This is a genomic window from Rhizobium sp. YTUHZ044 (genome assembly GCF_051123975.1).
GTDB lineage: Bacteria > Pseudomonadota > Alphaproteobacteria > Rhizobiales > Rhizobiaceae > Rhizobium.
In genome coordinates this window covers 3774727-3796768 of sequence record NZ_CP101426.1, presented here as the reverse complement: position 1 = coordinate 3796768, position 22042 = coordinate 3774727, and the positions used below count along the sequence as shown (strand labels likewise).

Here is a 22042-nt window from a genome sequence, read left to right as displayed (position 1 = left end):
TGTTCTCCCTGTTATTTGCCGGCGCCGGCGATCTGGTCGCCGTCGCGGGTGAGGTAATAGGCTGCCAGGATCGGCAGGAAGGTGACGAGCACCACGACCATGGCGACCACATTGGTGACGGGGCGCTGGCGCGGGCGGATGAGTTCTTCGAGCATCCAGATCGGTAGGGTCGATTGCTGACCGCCGGTGAAGGTGGTGACGATGACCTCATCGAAGGACAGGGCAAAAGCGAGCATGCCGCCGGCAAGCAAGGCGGTGCCGATATTCGGCAGGATGACATGGCGGAAGGTCTGGAAGCCGTCGGCGCCGAGATCCATCGAGGCTTCGATCAGCGAGCCGGAGGTGCGGCGGAAGCGGGCGACGGCGTTGTTGTAGACGACCACCACGCAGAAAGTGGCGTGGCCGAGCACGATGGTCCAGACCGAGAACGGGATGTCGAAGAGGCTGAAGGCGGAGCGCAGCGCTATGCCGGTGATGATGCCGGGAAGCGCGATCGGCAGGATGACCAGCAGCGAGATCGCCTCGCGGCCGAAGAACTTCGTCTGGCTGACGGCCGCGGCACAGAGCGTGCCGAGGATGAGCGCGATCGCGGTGGCGATGACGGCGACCTGCACGGAAAGGCCGAGCGCCGACCAGACGTCTGGCCGATTCCAGGCAACGGCGAACCATTGCAGCGTCAACGCGGGTGGCGGCCACTGATAGCTCTTCTCCTCCGTCGTGAAGGCATAGACGAAGATCAGCAGGATCGGCAGGTGCAGGAAGAGCAGCCCGCCTGCGGCGGCGATCTTCAGGGGCAGCGGCGATGTCTTGAGGTCAGAGCGCATCGAAGGCCCCCAGTCTTTTGGCGAGCGACAGATAAAGCGCCATGATGACGATTGGCACGACCGAGAAGGCGGCCGCCAGCGGCACGTTGCCGGCGGTTCCCTGCTGCGCATAAACGGCCTGGCCGATGAACAGCCTGGACGAGCCGATGATCTGTGGGATGATGTAATCGCCGAGGGTCAGCGAAAAGGTGAAAATCGAACCGGCGACGATGCCCGGCAGCGCCAAGGGCAACAGCACGGTGCGGAAGGTCTGGCGCGGTGTCGCGCCGAGATCCGCCGAGGCCTCGATCAGGTTGCCGGGCACACGCTCGAGCGCGGCCTGCGTCGGCAGGATCATGTAGGGCAGCCAGATATAGACAAAGACGATGAAGGTGCCGAGGTAGCTGACCGAAAGCGAATTGCCGCCGACGACGGGCAGGTTCAAGACGCCCTGGAGAAGCCAGGAGAGATGGAGCTGTTCGAAGATCCAGGTCAGGATGCCTTCCTTGGCGAGGATCAGCTTCCAGGCGTAGATCTTGACGAGATAGCTCGACCAGAGCGGCAGCATGACGCCGAGATAGAACAGCACCTTCCATTTGCCCTGCGCATAACGCGCCGCGTAGTAGGCGATCGGGAAGGCGATCAATGCAGAAGCGATGGTGACGAACGCGGCCATCATGACGGTGCGGATGATGATGTCGAAGTTCGTCGGGCTCAGAAGCTGGGCGTAGGTCGCAAGGGTGAATTCGTAATTCACCAGTCCGGAGAAATCGTCGATCGAGAAGAAACTCTGCAGAAGCAGGGCGATCAGCGAGCCGATATAGATGATGCCGAGCCAAAGCAGCGGTGGCGTCAGCATCAGGAAGAGCAGCAGTTTCGGGTGTCGCCAGAAGGCATCCGACATTCGGCCGAAGACGCCGCTGCGTGCCGGAAGGATCGATGTCTTGCCGTCGGAGATGATGAGTGCCGTCATGCCACATCGTCCATGTAGTGGATATCGGCGGGCTGCCAGGTGAGCCGGATGCCGGCGCCGACATCCGGCACAGGCGTGCCTGCCGGCAGCGTGACATGCAGCCGGCTGCCGCTCAGATCGACGCTGAGACGGGTGGCGGCGCCGAGGAAGCTCGCATGCTTGACCTTCGCCTCGATGCCATCGCTTGCCAGCCGGATCGCCTCGGGGCGCAGGCTCGCCCAGCGTTTCTCGCCGCCGAGCGCGGCCATCAGATCAGGCGCGATCACATTTGACGAGCCGACGAAATCGGCGACGAAGCGGGTTTTCGGGCAGCGGTAGATATCTTGCGGCGTGCCGTGCTGGACGATATTGCCATTGTTGAAGACCGCGACGCGATCGGCCATCGACAGCGCCTCGCCTTGATCATGGGTGACGAAGACAAAGGTAATGCCGAGCGCGCGCTGCAGGCTCTTCAATTCCTCCTGCATCTGCTCGCGCAGCTTCAGGTCCAGCGCACCGAGCGGCTCGTCGAGCAGCAGCACCTTCGGCTTATTGACCAGCGCGCGGGCGAGCGCCACGCGCTGCCGCTGGCCGCCGGAGAGCTGGCCGGGGCGGCGAGCGCCGTAGCCCGGCAGCTTGACAAGTTCGAGGGCATCGCTCGCCGCCTTCTTCCGCTCCGCCTTGCCGACGCCCTTGACCATCAGCCCGTAGGCGACATTGTCGAGAATGTTGAGATGCGGGAAGAGCGCGTAATCCTGGAAGACGGTGTTGACGTTGCGGCGGTAGGGCGGAATGCCGTCGGCCGTCTCGCCGAAAATCTGGATGTGGCCTGATGTCGGCTGTTCGAAGCCGGCGATCAATCTGAGGCACGTCGTCTTGCCGGAACCGGACGGCCCGAGCATGGCGAAGAACTCGCCCGGCGCGATCTCGAGATCGACACCGTCCACGGCGCGGACCTGGCCGAAATGGCGCGATACCTGCTGGAAACGGACGGCTGACGTCATGGGAGGACTCCGGGTCTTGTGTGTTTAAAGAGGGCTTGGTCCTGGCCAATATAGACCCCGCCCCAAGCCCCTCCCCACAAGGAGGAGGGGCTTAACCCGCCGTACCCCTTCGCAAATACCTTGGTGTTTCGGCAGATTTGGCGGTGCCACTCTTAGCCGCTCCCCCTTGTGGGGAGGGGTTGGGGAGGGATTCTTACGCATACGATCGGATCGGCTCACCGTCCGCCGATCACGCCGATGTAATCCGACACCCAGCGGTGATAGGGCACGCATTCGTTCTGCGTTGCGCATTTGGCGACCGGGGTCTTCCAGAACTTGATCTTATCAAAGTGATCGAAGCCGTTGGTGGCGCAGCCAGTTTCGCCCATCAGCTCGTTGCCCTTGCAGGCGGCGGGAACGGAGGGCACGGCGCCGAACCAGGCGGCGGCGTCGCCCTGGACCTTGGCCTGAAGGGAATGTTCCATCCACATGTAGGCGCAGTTCGGATGTTCGCTGTCGGCGTGCAGCATTGTCGTGTCGGCCCAGCCGGTGACGCCTTCATCCGGGAAGGTGGAGGCGATCTTCTGCTTGTCGGCCTGCAGCAGGTTGACCTGGAAGGGCCAGGAGCCGGAGGCGACGACACCTTCATTCTTGAAGTCGTCGATCTGGATCATCGCGTCGTGCCAGTAGCGCGAGACGAGCTTGCGCTGGCCGCGCAAAAGGTCGAGAGCGGCCTTGTACTGGTCTTCGGTGAGTTCATACGGGTCCTTGATGCCGAGATCCGGCTTGTGGGCCATCAGATACATGGCCGCATCGGCGATATAGATCGCGCCGTCATAGGCCTGCACGCGGCCCTTGTTCGACTTGCCGTCCGGCAGGGTCTGCTCCTCGAAGACGACGCCCCAACTGGTCGGCGCCTTGTCCTTGAAGGCATCGGTATTGTACATCAGCACGTTCGGTCCCCAGAGATAGGGCACGCCGTAATGTACGCCGCCGACCGTATACCACGGGCCCTCCTGCAGGCGCTTGTCGACATTTTTGAAGCTCGAAATCAGATCGGTATTGATCGGCTGGACACGCTTGCCGGCAATGAGGCGGAGCGACGCGTCACCAGATGCGGTGACGAGATCGAAACCGCCCTCGTTCATCAGCGACACCATTTCATCGGACGTGGCGGCCGTCTTGACGGACACTTTGCAGCCGGTCTCCTTTTCGAAGCCGGTGACCCAGTCGTAATTCTTGTCGGTTTCGCCGCGTTCGATGTAGCCGGCCCAAGCGACGATGCTGACCGCGCCTTCCCCCTTGCCCAAGGCCTTCAGCGGTTCGGCGGCGACCACCTGTGTCGCGAAGCTCAGGCAGGCGAGCGCTGCCGTGCAGGATTTCAACAGATTCGTCATCGTTCGTCTCCCGGTTTGGTGCCACTTTGTGGCAATTTGTTCCCGGCTGAAAAAGTGACGCGAAAAGCCCGGTTTCGCAAATTCATTTATCAGAAAGACGATATCGGGAATTCCGATATCAGCGGATTCGACCGGAACGCAGAGTTTCGGCGATGCCGACGAAATCGCGCGCCGCCTGCGGCAGGCTGGAGCCCTTGCGCCAGACCATGCCGACCTGGACCACCGGCAGCGAGCCGGAGACGTCGCGGCTCTCGATGCGGTCACCTTCGAGCGACCACGGGCGGTAGACGAGATCGGGAAGCAGCGCCACGCCGGCGCCCGTGGCCACCAGGCTGCGCACCGCTTCCACCGAACGGGTGCGGAAGGCGACATGCGGGCGGGCGCCGAGTGCGGAGAGCAGCTTGCCGGTATTCTCCTCAATCTCGTCGACTGTCAGCATGATCAGTGGTTCGCGGGCGATATCGGCGACGGAGATGATATCGGCCGACACCAGCGGATGGCCCATCGGCAGCCAGAGGCGATAGGGCGAGGTTTCGAGGATTTCCGCCTGCAGCGCCATGCGGTCGCGCAGATTGGATATCACCATCACCGCCACGTCGAGTTCGCCGCCGACCAGGAGATGTTCGAGGTAGCCGCCATTGTCCTCGATGGCGCTGACTTCGATGCCCGGGCAGGCGCGGCGGTATCGCGCCAGCAGATCGGAGAGCACATAGCCGGCGACAAGCGAGGTGACGCCGATGTTCAACGTGCCGGAGAGAGCACTCTGCTGGCCGGAGAAGCTGGTTCGCGCATCGGAGACGGAGGCGAGAATCTTGGTCGCGTGACGGAGGAACTGATGTCCGTTGTGGGTGATCGTCAGGCCGCGCGGATGGCGCTCGAAGAGTTCGACGCCGAGATCAGTTTCGAGCTCCTTCAGCGCTTCCGTCACCGAGGATTGGGAGATCGAAAGGTTCTGCGCGGCTCGCGTCACCGAACCCTGTTCGGCGACGGCCACGAAGTATTGGATCTGGCGAAGCGTGAAGGCCATGGGCGTTTAGAGCATGGCGGAATGTGCCGTGGCAAGCAGCCGATAAATTCGGACCTTTTTTGGGATTTTCCTGAAATGGAGCGAGCTCGGCGCAGCCACTTAAACTTTCCGAAACGTCATTTCCCTAGCATTCTCAGCACCTGTCCTGCGTTGGAGTTTGAGATGGCGGAGCAGTTGGCGTGAAGGCCTTACTGCGCATATTCCGGCCTTCCCGGAAATTGGCAATCATCATCGGCGGAGTCGCGCTTCTGGCGGGCGTTTCCGGCGGCGCGGCGCTTTATGTCGGCAAGGACAGGCTGGTCGGCGTCTCTGGTGGCGGTCATGGGCTCGAATGCAGCGACGTCAACCTCGTGACGATCAGGAAGCAGGATCATGTCTGGGTCCGCAAATACATCAAGACCGAACCGACCGATGGCATGACGCGGGTCAGGACTGCACTTCGTGTTGCCCAGGCCGTCTATGCCGCGCAGAAACCGGATCTGGTACAGGTGGTGGTGCTTGATGAGAACGGCCCGACGCTGCGTGCCGATATTCGCGGTCGGGCGATCGGAGCTGATGTCGTCTTCATCCCGCATCCGGACAAGACCGTTCCCGGCCTCGACGACAAGCGCTATACCGCACGCTACTATGACGGCAAGGCCAGCGAAAACGGGCTGTTCTTCGGCGAGCGCATCGAACTGCCGGCCGACGAGATCGCGATGATCAGCGCTTCGTTCAAGGATCCCGAGGATTGTGTCGATCCGGTCGCCGTTGCATCGACCAAGGGCGAGGCGACGGGCAAGAAGACTGAGGATAAGGACAACAAGGCCGAGGGCGGCGGACACGGCGCGGCACCGGCTGCCGAAAGCGAAGCGCCGCCAACTGCAGAGAGTCACGGCGCCGATGCGGTGGCCGAGGCGCCGGCCGAAGAGCCGCCGGCGCAAGCCCCCAAGGCCCACTGAACGGGCGGCATGTAAAAAGCGGAGCGCCGGCCGGCACCCCGCTTTGCTTTTTCCGATTTTTTTCCTGTCAGTCGGCCTTGTTGCGGCGGGCCGGGAAGAGAATGACGTCGCGGATCGACGGAGCGTTGGTCAGAAGCATGATCAGCCGGTCGACGCCGATGCCGAGGCCGCCGGCAGGTGGCATGCCCTGGTCGATCGCGTCGAGGAATTCGTCGTCCAGCTGTTTTTCCTTCTCGCCGCGAGCGAGCGCCTGTTCCAGTTGCTCGACCATGCGGCGGCGCTGCTCTTCGGGATCGTTGAGCTCGGAGAAGGCGTTGCCGAGTTCCCAGGCGTTGCAATAGGTCTCGAAGCGTTCGACAAGCCGCGGCTCGCCCGGCACTTCCTTGGCGAAAGGCGAGATGTCCTTTGGGAAATGCGTGACGTGAGCCGGCTGAATCAGTGTCGCTTCCACCTTTTCCTCGAAGATGAAGGCGAGGCATTCGCCCCAGGTCCAGTCCTTCTCGACCGCAAAGCCGGCAGCCTTGGCGGCGGCGCGGGCTTCCTCATCGGTCTTGATGGCGAGGAAATCGATGCCGGTCGCTTTCTTGACGGCATCCGGCATCGGCACGCGCTTGAACGGTCCCTTGAAGGAGAGGCGCTTGTCGACGAAGTCGAATTCCGTGGTGCCGTGGATCGAGAGCGCCAGGGTCTCGAACAGCCGCTCGACGAGATCCATCATGTCCTCGTAATCGGCATAGGCCCAATAACACTCCATCATGGTGAATTCGGGATTGTGCCGAGTGGAAACGCCTTCGTTGCGGAAGTTGCGGTTGATCTCGAAGACCTTGTCGGTGAGGCCTGAAACCAGAGTGCGCTTCAGAAACAATTCCGGCGCGATGCGCAGGTACATGTCGAGCTTCAGCGTGTTGTGATGCGTCTTGAACGGCTCGGCGGTGGCGCCGCCATAGACGGAATGCAGCATCGGCGTCTCGACTTCCATGAAGCCGTCATTTTCCATGAAACGGCGGATGCCGGAGACGATCTTCGAGCGCTGCTGGAAGCGCAGCTTCGAATCCTCATTGGTCATGATGTCGAGATGGCGCTTGCGATAGCGCAGCTCGATGTCGGAGAGGCCGTGCCACTTCTCGGGCATCGGCAGCAGCGACTTGGTCAGCATTTCGATCTTCTGGGCGTTGATCGTCAGTTCGCCGCGCTTGGTGCGGCGCACGATGCCGGTGACGCCGATGATGTCGCCGATGTCGATCATCGGCAGCAGGTCGCGGGCCTCTTCCGGCGTCGTGTCCTTGTGGCTGAAGATCTGGATCTTGCCGGAAGCGTCGCGGATATCCATGAACATGCCGGAGTTGCGCGAGGAATAGACGCGGCCGGCGACGGTGACGACATCCTGCGTCTCGACGTCCGGTTCCAGAGATTCATACTTGGCGCCAAGCTCGGCATTGGTCAGCGTCCGGTGGAAATGCGCCGGATAGACCTCGCCGATCTGCTCGCGCAGCAGCTTCAGCTTCTGGGCGCGCACTTCGGTCGCGTCGGAGGAGAGGGTGTTTTCGGTCTTGTTGTCAGCCACTGTCGAAATCCTCTGACTATTCTTACTTCGAGCCGACGAGGGCGGCGACCGCCTGGGCGGCGAGTTTGAGGCGCTGGCGCACGACGGAGCGGCCGAGGATGGCCATGGAATCGAAGAGCGGCAGGGAACGCGACGAGCCGGAGACGGCGACGAAGAGCGGCGAGACCACGACCTTCAGCTTCTTGCCCATGCGATCGGAGATGGCGCGCAATTCCGCTTCGATCGTCTCCACATTCCATTCCAGGATCTTTTCGAGATCCGGCTGAACGGTGTTGAGGATCTCGAGGATCTCCTCCGGCGGCGACTTGATCTTGGCGAAGTCGGACGGCTGCAGGCCGAGATCGGACTTCAGCAGGAAGCTGGCGAGACTGGGCAGCTCGCCGAGCTTGGAAATGCGGGTCTGCGACAGGCGCAGGCCAGCCTTCAGGCGGTCGTTCTCCATCGCCCAGGTCAGCACGCGCGCCTGGAATTCCTCTTCGGAGAGCTTCTCGCGGATCCAGCGGCCGTTCAGCCAGTCGAGCTTCTGGATGTCGAAGATCGCGCCGGCCTTGGAAAGGTTTTCGGGGTCGAACTTCTCGGAGAGCTCATCCATCGTCAACAGCTCTTCACCTTCAGCGATCTGCATGAAGAACAGGCCGAGGAAGTTCATCAGCGCCTCGGGGATATAGCCGAGCGCGGAGTAATAGGAGATCGAGGTCGGGTTCTTGCGCTTCGACAGCTTCGACTTGTCGGCATTGCGCATCAGCGACAGATGCATGAAGACCGGCTGCTCCCAGCCGAAATAGCGATAGAGCAGGATGTGCTTCGGCACCGAAGCCAGCCATTCCTCGCCACGCGCCACATGGGTGATCTTCATCAGATGGTCGTCGATGACGTTGGCCATGTGATAGGTCGGCATGCCGTCGGCCTTGATCAGGACCTGCATGTCGACGGAATCCCACGGAATGGACACGTCGCCATAGACGCCGTCGGTAAAGTCGCAGGAACCCTCCGCCGGGATCTTCATGCGGATGACCGCGGCTTCGCCCGCCGCCATGCGTGACGTCACCTCTTCCGCCGTCAGATTGAGGCAGTGGCCATCATATTTCGGCGGCTTTCCGGCGGCGCGCTGCGCCTCGCGCATCTGCTCCAGCCGCGCGGGCGTGCAGAAACAGCGGAAGGCATGGCCATTGTCCAGCAATTCCTGTGCATAGGGCTGATACATCGGCTTGCGGTCGGACTGGCGATAGGGGCCGTAGGGGCCGCCGATATCGGGGCCTTCCTTCCAGTCCAGCCCGCACCATTTCAGCGCGTCGAGCACCTTCGTCTCGAATTCCGGGGTCGAGCGCGTCGCATCGGTATCTTCGATGCGCAGGATGAACTCGCCACCGTGCTTCTTGGCGAAGAGGTAGTTGAAGAGAGCGATGTAAGCGGTGCCGACATGCGGCTCGCCGGTCGGCGAGGGAGCGATGCGGACGCGGACGCCGGAAGCTGTCCCGGAATTTGTCATTGTATGTGCCCGTCAATGAAGCCGGACTGCTTTCACGGGAAAGCAAGGTTCGGCCGGAAGGATGCAGATATCTTCATCGGCAAACCGGCCGAAAAAGGGCATTCGCCCGCACCATTCGCCGATCGTCCGTTCGGCTGGCCTTAGGCCATATTCAACCGGGCGCGTCAAGAAAAACCGCGTCCGCAACGGCTTGCCGGCGCTGAGAGAGTGCACCGGTTGCGGCGCGCTCTCCCGTATCAGCCTCAATGCGCGCCTTCGCGTTTCCGCTTGCGGGCGTTGCGTGCGAACATGTTCAGCACCTCGACCAGTGCGGAGAAGGCCATGGCGGCGTAGACGTAACCCTTCGGCACATGGAAACCCATGCCTTCGGCGATCAGCGTCGTACCGATCATCAGCAGGAAGGCGAGCGCCAGCATGACGATCGTTGGATTCTTCTCGATGAAGTTGGCGAGCGGGGTCGCGGCAACCAGCATGACGGTGACGGCGGCGATGACGGCGATCACCATGATCGGCAGATGCGGCGTCATGCCGACGGCGGTGATGATGCTATCGACGGAGAAGACCAGGTCAAGCAGCAGGATCTGGCCGATGGCCGATGCAAAACCCGTGGTGGCGGACTTCGCGATGAAATCCTCCTGATGATCCACCGGGTCGACCGTGTGGTGAATTTCCTTGGTGGCTTTCCAGACGAGGAACAGGCCGCCGGCGATCAGGATCAGATCCTTCCAGGAGAAGCCGTGCCCGAAGGCCGTAAACAGCGGTTCGGTCAGCTGTACGATCCAGGCTACGGTGCCGAGCAGCGCCAGGCGCATGACCAGGGCAAGGCCGATGCCGATCCGGCGGGCTTTCTCGCGATGCTCGGACGGCAGTTTGTTGGTGAGAATGGAAATGAAGATCAGGTTGTCGATACCGAGAACGACTTCCATCACCACCAGTGTGATGAGCGCCACCCAGGCGGCCGGGTCCTGAATGAGCGTCATGATTTCCTGCATTAGCTTATATCCCCTTGCGTCACCGATGACGCCCGCAATGTAGTGTCCGCGGCCTGCTGCACAAGCGCCGCAAGGGGATATACGAAATCGATGTGACTTTTATTCCCTGACAGGTAGCCAGATTTCAGTGACGCCCATCCCGGTATAGGGATCGAAGCGTTCGTCGTAACGTTCGAACATGTCGGGCGTCTCGCCGTGTTCCAGGCCAGACGTTGGCCACCATGCGCCGAAAATTCGGTTCATGGTCGAGGAAATGCCGGAGACATGGCCGCGATGGGTGAAGACAGCGTAGCGTTGGCCCGGAAGCCTGAGCGTCGTAAAATCCGGCGGAAGGTCGCTGGCATCGGAGATCTCGACGCCGGCCATATAGCGATACTTCTCCGCTTCGCCATCGATATGGGTGCAGACGCCGTAGGCGACATTGCCTTTTTGGCCTGCAACATGACCGAAATGGGCGTTGAATTTCTGCCAGAGAGAGGGGATGGCGGCGTTACCGCCATAGGGATAGGTCTCCTGCAGGCCGGCAAGGAGCATCGGTTGACGCTTTTCGAAGCGGGGCGGTTCGAGGTCGTTGAGGTGGGCGGGGTCCATTCTGATCGGCTCCAGCAAGACAAGATTGCGGGCGTGCCCCTGTCTGCGCACCGCATCCGGCGTCATGCCGAACTGGTCGCGGAAGGCACGGGTGAAAGCCTCGTGCGAGCCGTAGCCCGCGCAAAGCGCAACCTCGAGAATGGTGGATGAGCCGCCGACCAGCGCGGGCACGGCGCGGCTGAGGCGCCGCCCCCTGATATAGCTGCTGATCGAGTGGCCGGTGACGAGCCCGAAGACGCGTGACAGATGATAGCGTGACAATCCGGCGGCTTCCGATATCTCTTCCAGCGATATATCGCTCTCGAAATGGCTCTCTATAAACCAGATCGCCCTTGCGACGGCGCTCATCCTCACTCCCTTGGTTGCGGCTTCTTCCTTAGAGAAAAGCCGGCAGCCGGGTTTGATCGTTCTTGCGGAGTTTTGGCCGAAGGAGAGCGGCAGTCAACGGTGCGGGGTTAGGCAGTCTCGTGCCGGCGCACGCCGTAGGCTGCCATGAAGACCTTGATCGCACCGCGGATGACGCGGTCGATTTCCTCACGAGTCGGCGGTTCTTCCATGCTGCCGAACAGACGGAGCTTGAAGAAGCTGCCGCTGGCAAGATCGAGAAACTGGCCCGCGGCCAGATCGATGTCGTCGATCTCGAGCCGGCCTTCGGCGACATGCTGTTCCAAAAAGTCGCGCATGATGGTGCGCAGGTTTACCGGTCCTTTGAAGAAGCGTTGACAGAGCACGGGCATGCGGTCGCGAACGCCGAGAACAGTGCGCATCGCGCTGATGACCTTTTCATCGGTCATGTGGGTGACGAAGCTTATCCCGAACTCGTACAGGCCGGCTTCGGGGTCGTCATGCTCGGCAAGCGCCGTGCGCACGGCCGCCACGAAAGCGGCGCGCTCGGTCTCGATCATCGCCGAAAACAGTTCTTCCTTATTGGTGAAATAGACGTAGAGCGTTCCCTTGGAGACTCCGGCCTCGCGCGTCACGTCGTTCATGCTGGCGGCGTCGAAGCCCATTTTCATGAACACGCGCTTGGCGCCGGCAAGAATTTGCTGGCGCTTGGCCGGATCTTCGCCCGCAGCAAATCGGCCTCCGGCAGCGGGAGGGCTGAATACGGCGGCGTGGTCGGGTTTTAACGTCATGTCTCCTTAACCGTGTTTACGGTTTCGCATTTTCCTTAAAAGAAATCGAACCGATTGGTTCTATACATCTTGATATGACGATAAAACAGGTTTATGTCAACTGAACCGAACCGTTCAGTTCGATTATTACTCCAAAGATCGGTAAAGTGGCCATGTCGAGCAACCAGAAAAGCAACGTCGCGCGTATCGTCAGCGAAAACGCCGAGGCCGAAGAGGCAAAGGTCGCGGTGGTTGCAGAGGCTCCGACGGCGGAAGCCCTGGAAAAGCCGGCTGCTCCCGCGCAATCGGCGCCGGCCGAGGCCCCGGTTGCTGCTTCGGCAAAGAAGCGCCGCAGCCCGGTGCTGCCGATCGTCGTGCTTGCCCTGCTTGCGGGCGGCGGCTGGTATGGATACGAATGGTGGATGAACGGCCGGTTCATGGTGTCGACCGACGACGCCTATATCGAAGGCGATATCGCGACCATCTCGCCGAAGGTTACCGGCTATGTCGCGAAGGTGAATGTTGTCGCCAACCAGGAAGTCAAGGCAGGCGACGTTCTTGCTACCCTTGATAACGGCGACTACCAAAATGCCCTCGATCAGGCGAATGCCCAGATCGCGACCGAGCAGCTTTCGCTGAGCCGTATTGATGCGCAGATTGAAGGCGCCAAGGCGAGCCTCGTGCAGGCTCAGGCCCAGAAGACGGCCCTCGAAGCGACGGTTCGCGGCGCGGAAATCAAGCAGAAGCGCCAGAGCGACCTGCAGGCGAAGTCGGTCGGCACCACCGCGGATCTCGATGATGCTAATACGGCCCTCGATCAGGCCAAGGCCAATCTTGCCGGCGGCGACGCCAATATCGTGGCGGCACAGGCCAATATCGCCATCCTCGAAGCCCAACGCAGGGAAGCCGAAGGTTCCGTCCGCACGCTGGAAATCCAGCGCGACAAGGCCGCCCGCGACCTCTCCTTCACTGTGCTCAAGGCGCCCTATGACGGCATCGTCGGCAATCGTTCCATCCAGGAAGGCGATCTGGTCTCGCCCGGCCAGCGCCTGATGGCGCTCGTTCCGGTGCGCCAGCTTTATATCGACGCCAATTTCAAGGAAACGCAGATCCAGCATCTCGTTCCAGGCTCGAAGGTCAACGTCCATGTTGATGCCTATGACGACCATCCGATCGTCGGTACCGTCGAATCGATCTCGCCGGCCTCCGGTTCGGTCTTTTCGCTGCTGCCACCGGAAAACGCCACGGGCAACTTCACCAAGGTAATTCAGCGTGTGCCGGTGCGCATTGCGCTGCCGCAGGATGCGCTCGACAGCGGGCGTTTGCGCGCGGGCCTCAGCGTCGTCGTCGACGTCGATACCCGCACGGCACCGAACAAGTAAACCTTCGGAGCAATTCCAGCAAAAGGAAAGGCGGAGGTGGTCCGATGGCCGGGAGCGCGACAGCAACAGCGGGAACGATGCCGGCGGTGCCTGCCCACGCCGGAGATCGCATGGATCCGAGGAAGCTCATCGCCTTCTTCGCGATGGTGCTCGGCATGTTCATGTCGATCCTCGACATTCAGATCGTCTCTGCTTCGCTTGCCGAAATTCAGGCCGGCCTGTCGGCCGGTTCCGACGAAATCGGCTGGGTGCAGACGGCCTATCTGATCGCGGAAGTGATCATGATCCCGCTTTCGGGAACGCTGGCGCGCATCATCTCGACGCGCTACCTCTTCGCGATCTCGGCCGCCGGCTTCACCATGGCGAGTGCGCTTGCGGCGACGGCGACGAATATCGACCAGATGATCGTCTACCGCGCCATCCAGGGCTTCATCGGCGGCGGCATGATCCCGTCAGTTTTCGCGGCCGCCTTCACCATCTTTCCGCCGTCGAAGCGCAGCATCGTCTCGCCGATCATCGGCCTGATCGCGACGCTGGCGCCGACCATCGGCCCGACCGTCGGCGGCTATCTCAGCCACGCCTTCTCCTGGCACTGGTTGTTCCTCGTCAATATCGTTCCGGGCATCATCGTCACGCTGGTTACCTGGAACTTCATCGACTTCGACAAGCCGGAACTGTCGCTCTTCAAGAAGTTCGACTGGTGGGGGCTGATCTCGATGGGCGTCTTCCTCGGCGCGCTGGAATATGTGCTCGAAGAGGGCAACTCGAACGATTGGTTCAACGACAATTCCATTGCGCTGGCTGCCGTCGCTTCCGGCGTCGCGGCCATCGTCTTCTTCTATCGCGCCTTCACGGTGGAGTTTCCCGTAGTCGATCTCAAGGCCTTTGCGAACAGGAATTTCTCCTTCGGCTCGGTGTTTTCCTTCGTCATGGGCATCGGCCTTTACGGCCTTACCTATATCTACCCGGTCTATCTCGGGCGTATCCGCGGCTATGATTCGCTGATGATCGGCGAGACGATGTTCGTCTCTGGCCTTGCGATGTTCTTCACCGCGCCGATCGCCGGGCGGCTGTCGACCAAGATGGACCTGCGCCTGATGATGGTGATCGGTTTCATCAGCTTCGCCGCCGGCACATACATCATGATCCACCTGACGGCGGATTGGGATTTCTATGAACTGTTCATTCCGCAGATCCTGCGCGGGTTCGGCCTGATGATGTGCATGGTGCCGATCAACAACATCGCGCTCGGCACGATGCCGCCGTCGCGCATCCGCGGCGCGTCCGGCCTATTCAACCTGACTAGAAACCTCGGCGGCGCCGTTGGTCTCGCGGTCATCAATACCGTGCTCACCAGCCGGCAGGATGTGCACTACGAGCGGCTGCGGGAGAATATGGACTGGGGCAATCCGGCGGCGATCGATCAGATGAACAACATGACTGCCAATTTCAGCAGTTACGGCATGGACGGCACTTCAGTCGCGATCAAGCAGATGGTCGGCCTCGCCACCAAGCAGGCGGTCATCCTTTCCTTCAGCGATGTGTTCCTCATCCTGACTGCGCTGTTCGTTGCGATGATCCTCGGTGTCGCCATGATCAAGAAACCCGCGCCGCAAGGCGGCGGAGGAGGTGGCGGCGGCCACTGACCTCCGGCCCCGTCCCTTGAAAAGGCCCTCTTCGGAGGGCCTTTTTGTTGCGGTTTTCAGGCCTCTGTGTCATCAGGGGGGCGCTGATCGAATCGATGCCAACGGGCGGTAATGCCGGTAAAATAATGCGGAAATCGCGCCGCTGGATTTTTTGATTTACGTACATCAAATTTGGCGCTAATGGTCTCGTCAGGAGGAATGATGAGGCCAACTGTTCACGATATCGCCGCTGCGGCGGGCGTCAGTCTCGCGACTGTCGACCGGGTGCTCAACCAGCGTCCTGGTGTGCGCCATGTCACGCGGGAGAAGGTCGAGACCGCAATCCGCGAACTCGGTTATGTCAGGGACGTCGCCGCCGCCAATCTCGCCAAGGGTCGCACCTATCCGCTGGTCTTCATCCTGCCGGCCAGCGACAATTCCTTCATGCACGGGCTCAATGCCGAAATCCGGCAGGCGATCCTTCGCTCGCCGGCCGAACGCACCGATATTCGCACCATCGAGGTGCCTGCCTTCGATCCGGCCGCTCTTGTCGCCGTGCTTGACGGGCTTTCCCGCGAAAAACCTTGCGGCATCGCAATGGTTGCGACCGATGCGCCTGAAGTGCATGCCGTCGTCGACAGGCTGGTGCATGCGGGCTTTCCCATCGTCACGCTGGTGTCCGATCTTACCGGATCGCTGCGCCATCACTACGCCGGCGTCGACAATATCGCGGCAGGCCGCACGGCGGCCCGCCTGCTCGGCCGATTCCTCGGGCCGCGAAAGGGCGAGATCGCCGTGCTCGCCGGCTCCATGCTGGTGCGCGACCATCGCGAGCGGCTGGAAGGATTCACCTCGGTCGTGGCGGAGGAGTTTCCCAATCTTGCGATCCTTCCGGTTCTGGAAGGGCGTGACGATCCTGAGATCGCCCATATGCTCGTCGCCGAGGCACTTGGGAATGCCGACATTATCGGCGTCTATAGTCTCGGGGCAGGCAATCGCGGCCTTATCCGGGCGCTGAAGGAGAAGGCCGTCGATCGGACGCTGACGGTCATTGCCCACGAGCTGACCGCCCACACGCGGACGGCGCTCATCGACAACACGATTGATGCGATCCTCAATCAGAATGCCGGTCATGAGGTGCGCAGCGCCATTCGCGTGCTGAAGGCCAAGGCGGACGGGCTCGCCGTCATCGAAGCGCAGGAGCGTATCCGCCTCGACATATTCCTGAAGGACAATCTGCCGTAACGGCAAAGGGAGAATGCCACATGTATCTCGGTCTCGATCTCGGAACCTCCGGCGTCAAGGCGATGCTGATCGACGGCGACCAGAAGATCGCCGGTTCGGCCAACGGTGCGCTCGACGTCTCGCGCCCGCATTCCGGCTGGTCGGAACAGGAACCGGCTCACTGGGTGCGCGCGACCGAGGAGGCCGTGGCCGGCCTCAAGGCGAAACATCCAAAGGAGTTCGCCGCAGTCACGGGCATCGGCCTTTCGGGCCAGATGCACGGCGCCACGCTGATCGACGCGAGCGACAAGGTATTGCGGCCCTGCATTCTCTGGAACGATACACGCAGTCACGTCGAAGCCGCCGCACTCGACGCCGACCCGCGTTTCCGGGCGCTGACCGGCAATATCGTGTTTCCCGGCTTTACGGCGCCCAAGCTCGCCTGGATCAGGAAGCATGAGCCTGAGACTTTCGCGAAGGTCGCCAAGGTATTGTTGCCGAAGGATTATCTGCGTCTCTGGCTGACCGGCGAATATATCTCCGAAATGTCGGATTCGGCAGGCACCTCCTGGCTCGATACTGGCAAGCGCGGCTGGTCGTCGGAACTGCTTGCCGCCACCGGCCTTTCGAGGGAGCAGATGCCGGCGCTTGTCGAAGGGACCGATCAGGCCGGCAGACTGCGGTCCGAACTCGCGGCCCAGTGGGGCATATCAGGCTCGGTCGTCGTTGCCGGCGGCGCGGGCGACAATGCAGCCTCGGCCTGCGGCATGGGCACGGTCAGCGATGGCGCGGCCTTCGTCTCACTCGGCACCTCGGGCGTGCTTTTTGCCGCCAACGGCTCCTATCTGCCGAAGCCGGAAAGCGCCGTGCATGCCTTCTGCCATGCGCTGCCCAACACCTGGCATCAGATGGGCGTCATCCTCTCGGCCACCGATGCGCTCAACTGGCATTCCGGTGTGACCGGTAAATCGGCCGCTGATCTCACAGGCGAACTCGGCGAGACACTGAAGGCGCCGAGCGGCGTCACCTTCCTGCCCTATCTCTCCGGTGAGCGTACGCCACACAATGATGCCGTCATCCGCGGGGCCTTTATCGGGCTCGGGCATGAAAGCAGCCGCGCGGCGCTGACCCAGGCCGTGCTCGAAGGCGTGGCTTTCGCCATTCGCGACAATCTCGAAGCGCTGCGTTCGGCCGGCACCGGCATCTCCCGCGTGACGGCAATCGGCGGCGGTTCGCGCTCGCATTATTGGCTGGCGTCGATCGCGACGGCGCTCGGCGTTCCGGTCGATCTACCGGCCGACGGCGATTTCGGCGCAGCTTTCGGTGCGGCCCGTCTCGGCCTAATCGCGGCGACGGGTGCGGATCCGATCGCCGTCTGCACGCCGCCGATGACGGCAGGCACGATCGAACCGGTCGCGGCGCTTAAGGGCGCTTACGAGGACGCTTACAAGCGCTATCGGGCGCTCTATCCGGCGATCAAGTCGCTGGCGCATTGAGAACTCGAGCCGGCGGCCCCCTCACCCTACCCTCTCCCCGGGGGAGAGGGGGAGTTCGCAGCAATGGCTTTGAAAGAGCTGCAACGTAGCGGCAAGTCCCTTCTGCCCTCGGGGAGAAGGTGCCGGTAGGCGGATGAGGGGCTGCCTCCGCAGACAAGAATTCAGAACTGCCAAGAGATACGAACCCAAAGGAGACCCCAATATGAGCACCGGATTTTTCGGCGATATCCAGAAGATCAAATATGAAGGCCCTGACAGCACCAATCCGCTGGCCTTCCGCTATTACCAGCCGGACGAGATTGTTCTCGGCAAGCGCATGGAAGACCATCTGCGTTTTGCGGTGGCCTATTGGCACACCTTCACCTGGCCCGGCGGCGACCCCTTCGGCGGCCAGACCTTCCTGCGTCCCTGGTTCGAAGACACGATGAAGGCCGCCAAGCTCAAGGCCGACGTCGCTTTCGAATTCTTCTCGCTGCTCGGTGCGCCCTATTACTGCTTCCACGACGCCGACGTGCGCCCTGAAGGCAAGAACTTTGCCGAGAACACCAAGAACCTCAACGAGATCGTCGATTATTTCGCCGAGAAGCAGGCAGCCACCGGCACCAAGCTGCTCTGGGGCACAGCGAACCTCTTCTCCAACCGCCGCTACATGTCGGGTGCGGCGACCAACCCCGATCCGGACGTCTTTGCTTTCGCAGCTGCGACGGTCAAGACCTGCATCGACGCTACGCAGAAGCTCGGCGGCGAGAACTACGTGCTCTGGGGCGGCCGCGAAGGTTACGAGACGCTGCTCAACACCGATCTCAAGCGCGAGCTCGACCAGCTCGGCCGCTTCCTCAACCTCGTCGTCGAATACAAGCACAAGATCGGCTTCACGGGCACGATCCTGATCGAGCCGAAGCCGCAGGAGCCGACCAAGCACCAGTATGATTACGACGTTGCGACTGTCTACGGATTCCTCAAGAAGCACGGTCTCGAAAACGAAGTGAAGGTCAATATCGAGCAGGGCCATGCGATCCTTGCCGGCCACTCATTCGAGCACGAGCTGGCGCTTGCCAATGCGCTTGGCATCTTCGGCTCGATCGACATGAACCGCAACGACTACCAGTCCGGCTGGGACACCGACCAGTTCCCGAACAACGTTCCGGAAATGGCGCTCGCCTATTACCACGTTCTGGCGGGCGGCGGCTTCAAGACCGGCGGCACCAACTTCGATGCGAAGCTGCGCCGCCAGTCGCTCGATCCGGCAGACCTCTTGATCGGTCATATCGGCGGCATGGATTGCTGCGCCCGCGGCCTGAAGGCGGCTGCCAAGATGATCGAGGACAAGGCTCTGTCGCAGCCGCTTGCCGACCGTTATGCCGGTTGGGAAACGGCCGAGGCGCAGAAGCTCTTCCGCGGCGAGTATTCGCTCGATGAGATCACGAACTGGGTCGAGAGCAAGGACGTCAACCCGCAGCCGAAATCCGGCAAGCAGGAACTGCTCGAAAACGTCGTCAACCGTTACGTCTGATGACAGGCGCCGGCGGCCATCGGTCGCCGGCGCATTTGTTAGCCGGCTATGCCATCTCCGTTCAGCGCTTCAACCAGTTGCGCGACGGCGCTGAGACGGAGTTTCGCACCACCAGATCCGGCCTAAGCAGGATTTCCGTCTCGGCTGGCTGTCCGTCGGACAGGAGCTCCAGCAGCAGCGCCATCGCCTGTTTGCCGATCGCCGTTCTCGGCTGACGGATCGTCGTCAGCGATGGGGATATGAAGACGGCCTGCGGCACATCGTCGAAGCCGGTCACCGAGAAATCCCGCGGAATATCATAGCCTCGCGCGCCGAGTCCGATCATGACGCCGATCGCCGTCTGGTCGTTCACGCACATAAAGGCGGTCGGAAGCGTGTCGCGCATGAAAAGCTGCTCGACCGCATGCCGTCCGCTTTCGATCGTGCCGTCGCCTTCGAGCACGATCCGCAAATCGGGCGGGACGCCGGCAGCGTCGAGACCGGCATCATAACCCATGCGGCGCCTGGTATAGGCGAGCCGAGTGCGGGAATCGCCGATGAAGGCGATCTTGCGATGGCCTTCGGCCAGCAGCAGATCCACGGCCTTTCGCGCGCCCTCGGTATCGTCAACGCCGACATAGGGAATGCCGCCGTTGAAGACCGGTTCGAAGACCCCGACACTCGGCGGTAGGCGCGCCGTCATGGTCTGGTGACCGAAGGGCAGGATGCCGGTGAAGAGGATGAGCCCAGCCGCCTGGTTGGAGTTGAAGAATTTCAGATATTCCAAGCCGCGCTGGGCATCGTTCTGGGTGTGGCCGATCAGGACGCCGTAGCCGTGGGCGCGAGCCTCGTTCTCCAGTCCGACGAGAATGTTGGAGAAATTGGGATCGCCGATGTCGGGCGCCACCACGAGGATCATGTTGGAGCGGCCGAGCCTCAGGCTGCGCGCCATGGCATTAGTCGTATAACCGGTGATGGCGATCGCCTGGTTGACCTTGAGCCGCGTCGAGTTGGCGACCTTCTCCGGCGTGTGGATCGCCCGGGAAACCGTCGCGATAGAGACCTCGGCGATCCGGGCGACGTCTTCGATTGTTGCGGGCGTGGAATTCGACACTGGGCTCTGCCTTAAGGCTGTCTTCGCCGCGACACTACACAGACTTGTCGAGAGGTCAAAGGTAAGCGTCAACTCATCTGTGTTAATCCACGATGTAAACCTTTACATGCTTTATGTAAAGGTTTACATAAGGCTCGAAGCGGTCGGGAGCCGCATGCGCGTGCCTGTTTGAGAGCCCAAGGCGGTTTTCACAAGGAAAATGTGCGCTAGTTCAAAGCGGAGCGTTGCCGGGTGCGGCGCTCTAGGGGAGGGCATAATGACCGTGGAGATCGCCGACACCGCACCCGTGGTGCTGTCCGCCAGGCGCATATGTAAATCCTTCAGCGGCGTGCAGGTCCTCTTCAGCGTCAACTTCGATCTCCGCGCCGGCGAAATCCATGCGCTCATGGGCGAAAACGGCGCCGGCAAATCCACCCTCGTCAAGGTGCTCTCGGGTTTCGAACAGCCGAGTTCCGGCGAAATCCTGCTCGACGGCAAGCCTTTGGTGCTGCCGGCGAATGGCGCTGCGGAAGCGCTCGGCATCGTCATCATTCATCAGGAATTCAACCTCGCCGACCATCTGACCGTGACCGAGAGCCTATTCCTCGGTCGCGAGGTTACGCGTCTCGGCGTGCTCGACCGTAGGTATATGCGGGCTGAAACGCGCAAGGTCCTCGACGTGCTCGGTTCGCATGTCGATGAGAATGCCTTGATCAGCACGCTTTCCATCGCCGACAAGCAAATGGTCGAGATTGCCAAGGCGATCAGTCGCGATGCCCGTGTCGTCTTTATGGACGAGCCAACCGCCGTGTTGTCGCGGGAAGAGGCCAATATGCTGTTCAAGCAGGTCCGCAAGCTTCGCGACCAGGGCACGAGCTTCGTCTTCGTGTCCCATAAGCTCGACGAGGTGATGGAGCTGACCGACCGGGTGACGGTGCTGCGCGACGGCCAGTGGATCAAGACGTCGCCGACCGCCATTTTGGATGGCGAATCGATCGCGCAGCTGATGGTCGGCCGCGAGCTTTCCAGCCTCTATCCGGCCAAGGTCGAGCCCAATGTCGACGAGGAGATCGTCCTCAGCGTCTCTTCGGTGTCGACGGGATATGTCAGGGATGCGAGCTTCGAAGTGCGCAAGGGCGAGATCATCGGGTTTTCCGGCCTGATCGGCTCCGGCCGTACCGAGCTGATGGAGGCGATTGCGGGACTGCGGCCCCGCCTCGAGGGCGAGGTGGTCATCAAAGGGCAAACGGTTCCCTCCGGCGACGTGCACGCGGCCAATCGCTGCGGCCTCGCCTATATGACCAAAGACCGCAAGTCGAAGGGTCTGCTGCTGCGCTCCGGCATGGCGACCAATCTGACGCTGCAATCGCTCGGACGGCATTCGCGCCACGGCTATCTCAGCCCGAGCAGCGAGGCGGCCGCACTGGCGAAAGCCAAACGTCGTTTCGACATCAGGGTTCGCGACAGCGCTATCGTCGCGGGCCGCATGTCGGGCGGAAACCAGCAGAAGCTGCTGCTCGCCAAAGTCATGGAGACCGATCCCGACATCATCATCATCGACGAGCCGACGCGCGGCATCGATGTCGGCACCAAGCAGCAGATCTATCATTTCATTTCGGCGCTCGCCCGGGACGGCCGGTCGATCATCGTCGTTTCGTCGGAAATGCCTGAAGTCATCGGCCTCTGCACGAGAGTGGCCGTCATGCGCGAGGGGCGGATCGTCGGCGTGCTCGAGGGCGACGAGATTTCCGAGCAGGAGATCATGCGTTACGCCGCCGGGCTCAAAAAGAAGGTGGCTGCGTGAGGGCGGAGCAAGACTTCGCCGACGCGGACAATAAATAGGATACCCAGACGATCTGGGACGGGAGGTTGGTTT

Annotated in this window: 18 protein-coding genes; 7 read left to right on the top strand and 11 right to left on the bottom strand. The window is 61.7% G+C overall.

Features of this window, described 5'->3' with window-relative positions; all coding sequences use genetic code 11:
* Positions 1–11: 11 nt before the first annotated feature.
* The 5 genes from NL154_RS18630 to NL154_RS18610 form a co-directional block, all read right to left on the bottom strand.
* The gene (locus NL154_RS18630; RefSeq protein ID WP_210629766.1) at positions 12–824 is read right to left on the bottom strand and encodes an ABC transporter permease; all 813 of its coding nucleotides are present in this window, start codon (positions 822–824) and stop codon (positions 12–14) included.
* Entirely contained in the window at positions 814–1776 is a 963-nt protein-coding gene (locus NL154_RS18625) for an ABC transporter permease (RefSeq protein ID WP_210629767.1), read from the bottom strand. The genes NL154_RS18630 and NL154_RS18625 overlap by 11 nt, the downstream gene beginning before the upstream one ends.
* Positions 1773–2759, bottom strand: a complete 987-nt coding sequence (locus NL154_RS18620) for an ABC transporter ATP-binding protein (RefSeq protein WP_210629768.1) — start codon at positions 2757–2759, stop codon at positions 1773–1775. The genes NL154_RS18625 and NL154_RS18620 overlap by 4 nt, the downstream gene beginning before the upstream one ends.
* A 215-nt stretch (positions 2760–2974) precedes the next feature.
* On the bottom strand, positions 2975–4135 hold the full coding sequence (locus NL154_RS18615) for an ABC transporter substrate-binding protein (RefSeq protein WP_210629769.1): 1161 nt from the start codon (positions 4133–4135) through the stop codon (positions 2975–2977).
* Between the two features lie 118 nt (positions 4136–4253).
* Positions 4254–5162, bottom strand: coding sequence for a LysR family transcriptional regulator (locus NL154_RS18610; RefSeq protein ID WP_210629770.1), 909 nt, complete (start codon positions 5160–5162; stop codon positions 4254–4256).
* Between the two features lie 179 nt (positions 5163–5341).
* Between NL154_RS18610 and NL154_RS18605 the strand changes: the two genes are divergently transcribed.
* Positions 5342–6103 (top strand): hypothetical protein, encoded by a 762-nt coding sequence (locus tag NL154_RS18605; protein WP_210629771.1) that lies wholly within the window; start codon positions 5342–5344, stop codon positions 6101–6103.
* A 67-nt stretch (positions 6104–6170) separates the two neighbouring features.
* On the opposite strand, the gene lysS is transcribed toward NL154_RS18605, so the two are convergent.
* From lysS to NL154_RS18580, 5 genes are all read right to left on the bottom strand, one after another.
* The gene (gene lysS / locus NL154_RS18600; RefSeq protein ID WP_210629772.1) at positions 6171–7667 is read right to left on the bottom strand and encodes a lysine--tRNA ligase; all 1497 of its coding nucleotides are present in this window, start codon (positions 7665–7667) and stop codon (positions 6171–6173) included.
* 22 nt (positions 7668–7689) lie between these two features.
* On the bottom strand, positions 7690–9156 hold the full coding sequence (gltX, locus tag NL154_RS18595; protein WP_221146361.1) for a glutamate--tRNA ligase: 1467 nt from the start codon (positions 9154–9156) through the stop codon (positions 7690–7692).
* Positions 9157–9398: 242 nt separating this feature from the next.
* Positions 9399–10148 carry a TerC family protein gene (locus NL154_RS18590; RefSeq protein WP_210629774.1) on the bottom strand — a complete coding sequence of 250 codons (750 nt, stop codon included), beginning with the start codon at positions 10146–10148 and terminating at the stop codon, positions 9399–9401.
* Between the two features lie 99 nt (positions 10149–10247).
* Complete coding sequence (locus NL154_RS18585; RefSeq protein ID WP_221146362.1) at positions 10248–11087, bottom strand: AraC family transcriptional regulator; 840 nt, start codon at positions 11085–11087, stop codon at positions 10248–10250.
* 107 nt (positions 11088–11194) lie between these two features.
* Positions 11195–11875: a TetR/AcrR family transcriptional regulator gene (locus NL154_RS18580; RefSeq protein WP_221124201.1), complete on the bottom strand. Its 681-nt coding sequence runs from the start codon at positions 11873–11875 to the stop codon at positions 11195–11197.
* 152 nt (positions 11876–12027) lie between these two features.
* Here NL154_RS18580 and NL154_RS18575 point away from each other — a divergent pair, with 152 nt between their 5' ends.
* The 5 genes from NL154_RS18575 (at position 12028) to xylA (ending at position 19094) form a co-directional block, all read left to right on the top strand.
* The gene (locus NL154_RS18575) at positions 12028–13236 is read left to right on the top strand and encodes an HlyD family secretion protein (protein ID WP_221124202.1); all 1209 of its coding nucleotides are present in this window, start codon (positions 12028–12030) and stop codon (positions 13234–13236) included.
* Positions 13237–13280: 44 nt separating this feature from the next.
* Positions 13281–14882: a DHA2 family efflux MFS transporter permease subunit gene (locus NL154_RS18570; RefSeq protein ID WP_210629778.1), complete on the top strand. Its 1602-nt coding sequence runs from the start codon at positions 13281–13283 to the stop codon at positions 14880–14882.
* A 201-nt stretch (positions 14883–15083) separates the two neighbouring features.
* Positions 15084–16106 carry a LacI family DNA-binding transcriptional regulator gene (locus tag NL154_RS18565; protein WP_210629779.1) on the top strand — a complete coding sequence of 341 codons (1023 nt, stop codon included), beginning with the start codon at positions 15084–15086 and terminating at the stop codon, positions 16104–16106.
* A 20-nt stretch (positions 16107–16126) separates the two neighbouring features.
* The gene (gene xylB, locus NL154_RS18560; RefSeq protein ID WP_434733171.1) at positions 16127–17581 is read left to right on the top strand and encodes a xylulokinase; all 1455 of its coding nucleotides are present in this window, start codon (positions 16127–16129) and stop codon (positions 17579–17581) included.
* A 202-nt stretch (positions 17582–17783) separates the two neighbouring features.
* The gene (gene xylA, locus NL154_RS18555) at positions 17784–19094 is read left to right on the top strand and encodes a xylose isomerase (RefSeq protein ID WP_434733170.1); all 1311 of its coding nucleotides are present in this window, start codon (positions 17784–17786) and stop codon (positions 19092–19094) included.
* Between the two features lie 61 nt (positions 19095–19155).
* Here the strand turns inward: xylA and NL154_RS18550 are convergent, their stop codons facing one another.
* A complete protein-coding gene (locus NL154_RS18550; protein ID WP_097597195.1) occupies positions 19156–20187 on the bottom strand; it encodes a LacI family DNA-binding transcriptional regulator in 1032 nt (343 codons plus the stop codon).
* 256 nt (positions 20188–20443) lie between these two features.
* Here NL154_RS18550 and NL154_RS18545 point away from each other — a divergent pair, with 256 nt between their 5' ends.
* Complete coding sequence (locus NL154_RS18545; RefSeq protein ID WP_434733169.1) at positions 20444–21970, top strand: sugar ABC transporter ATP-binding protein; 1527 nt, start codon at positions 20444–20446, stop codon at positions 21968–21970.
* Positions 21971–22042: the final 72 nt, after the last annotated feature.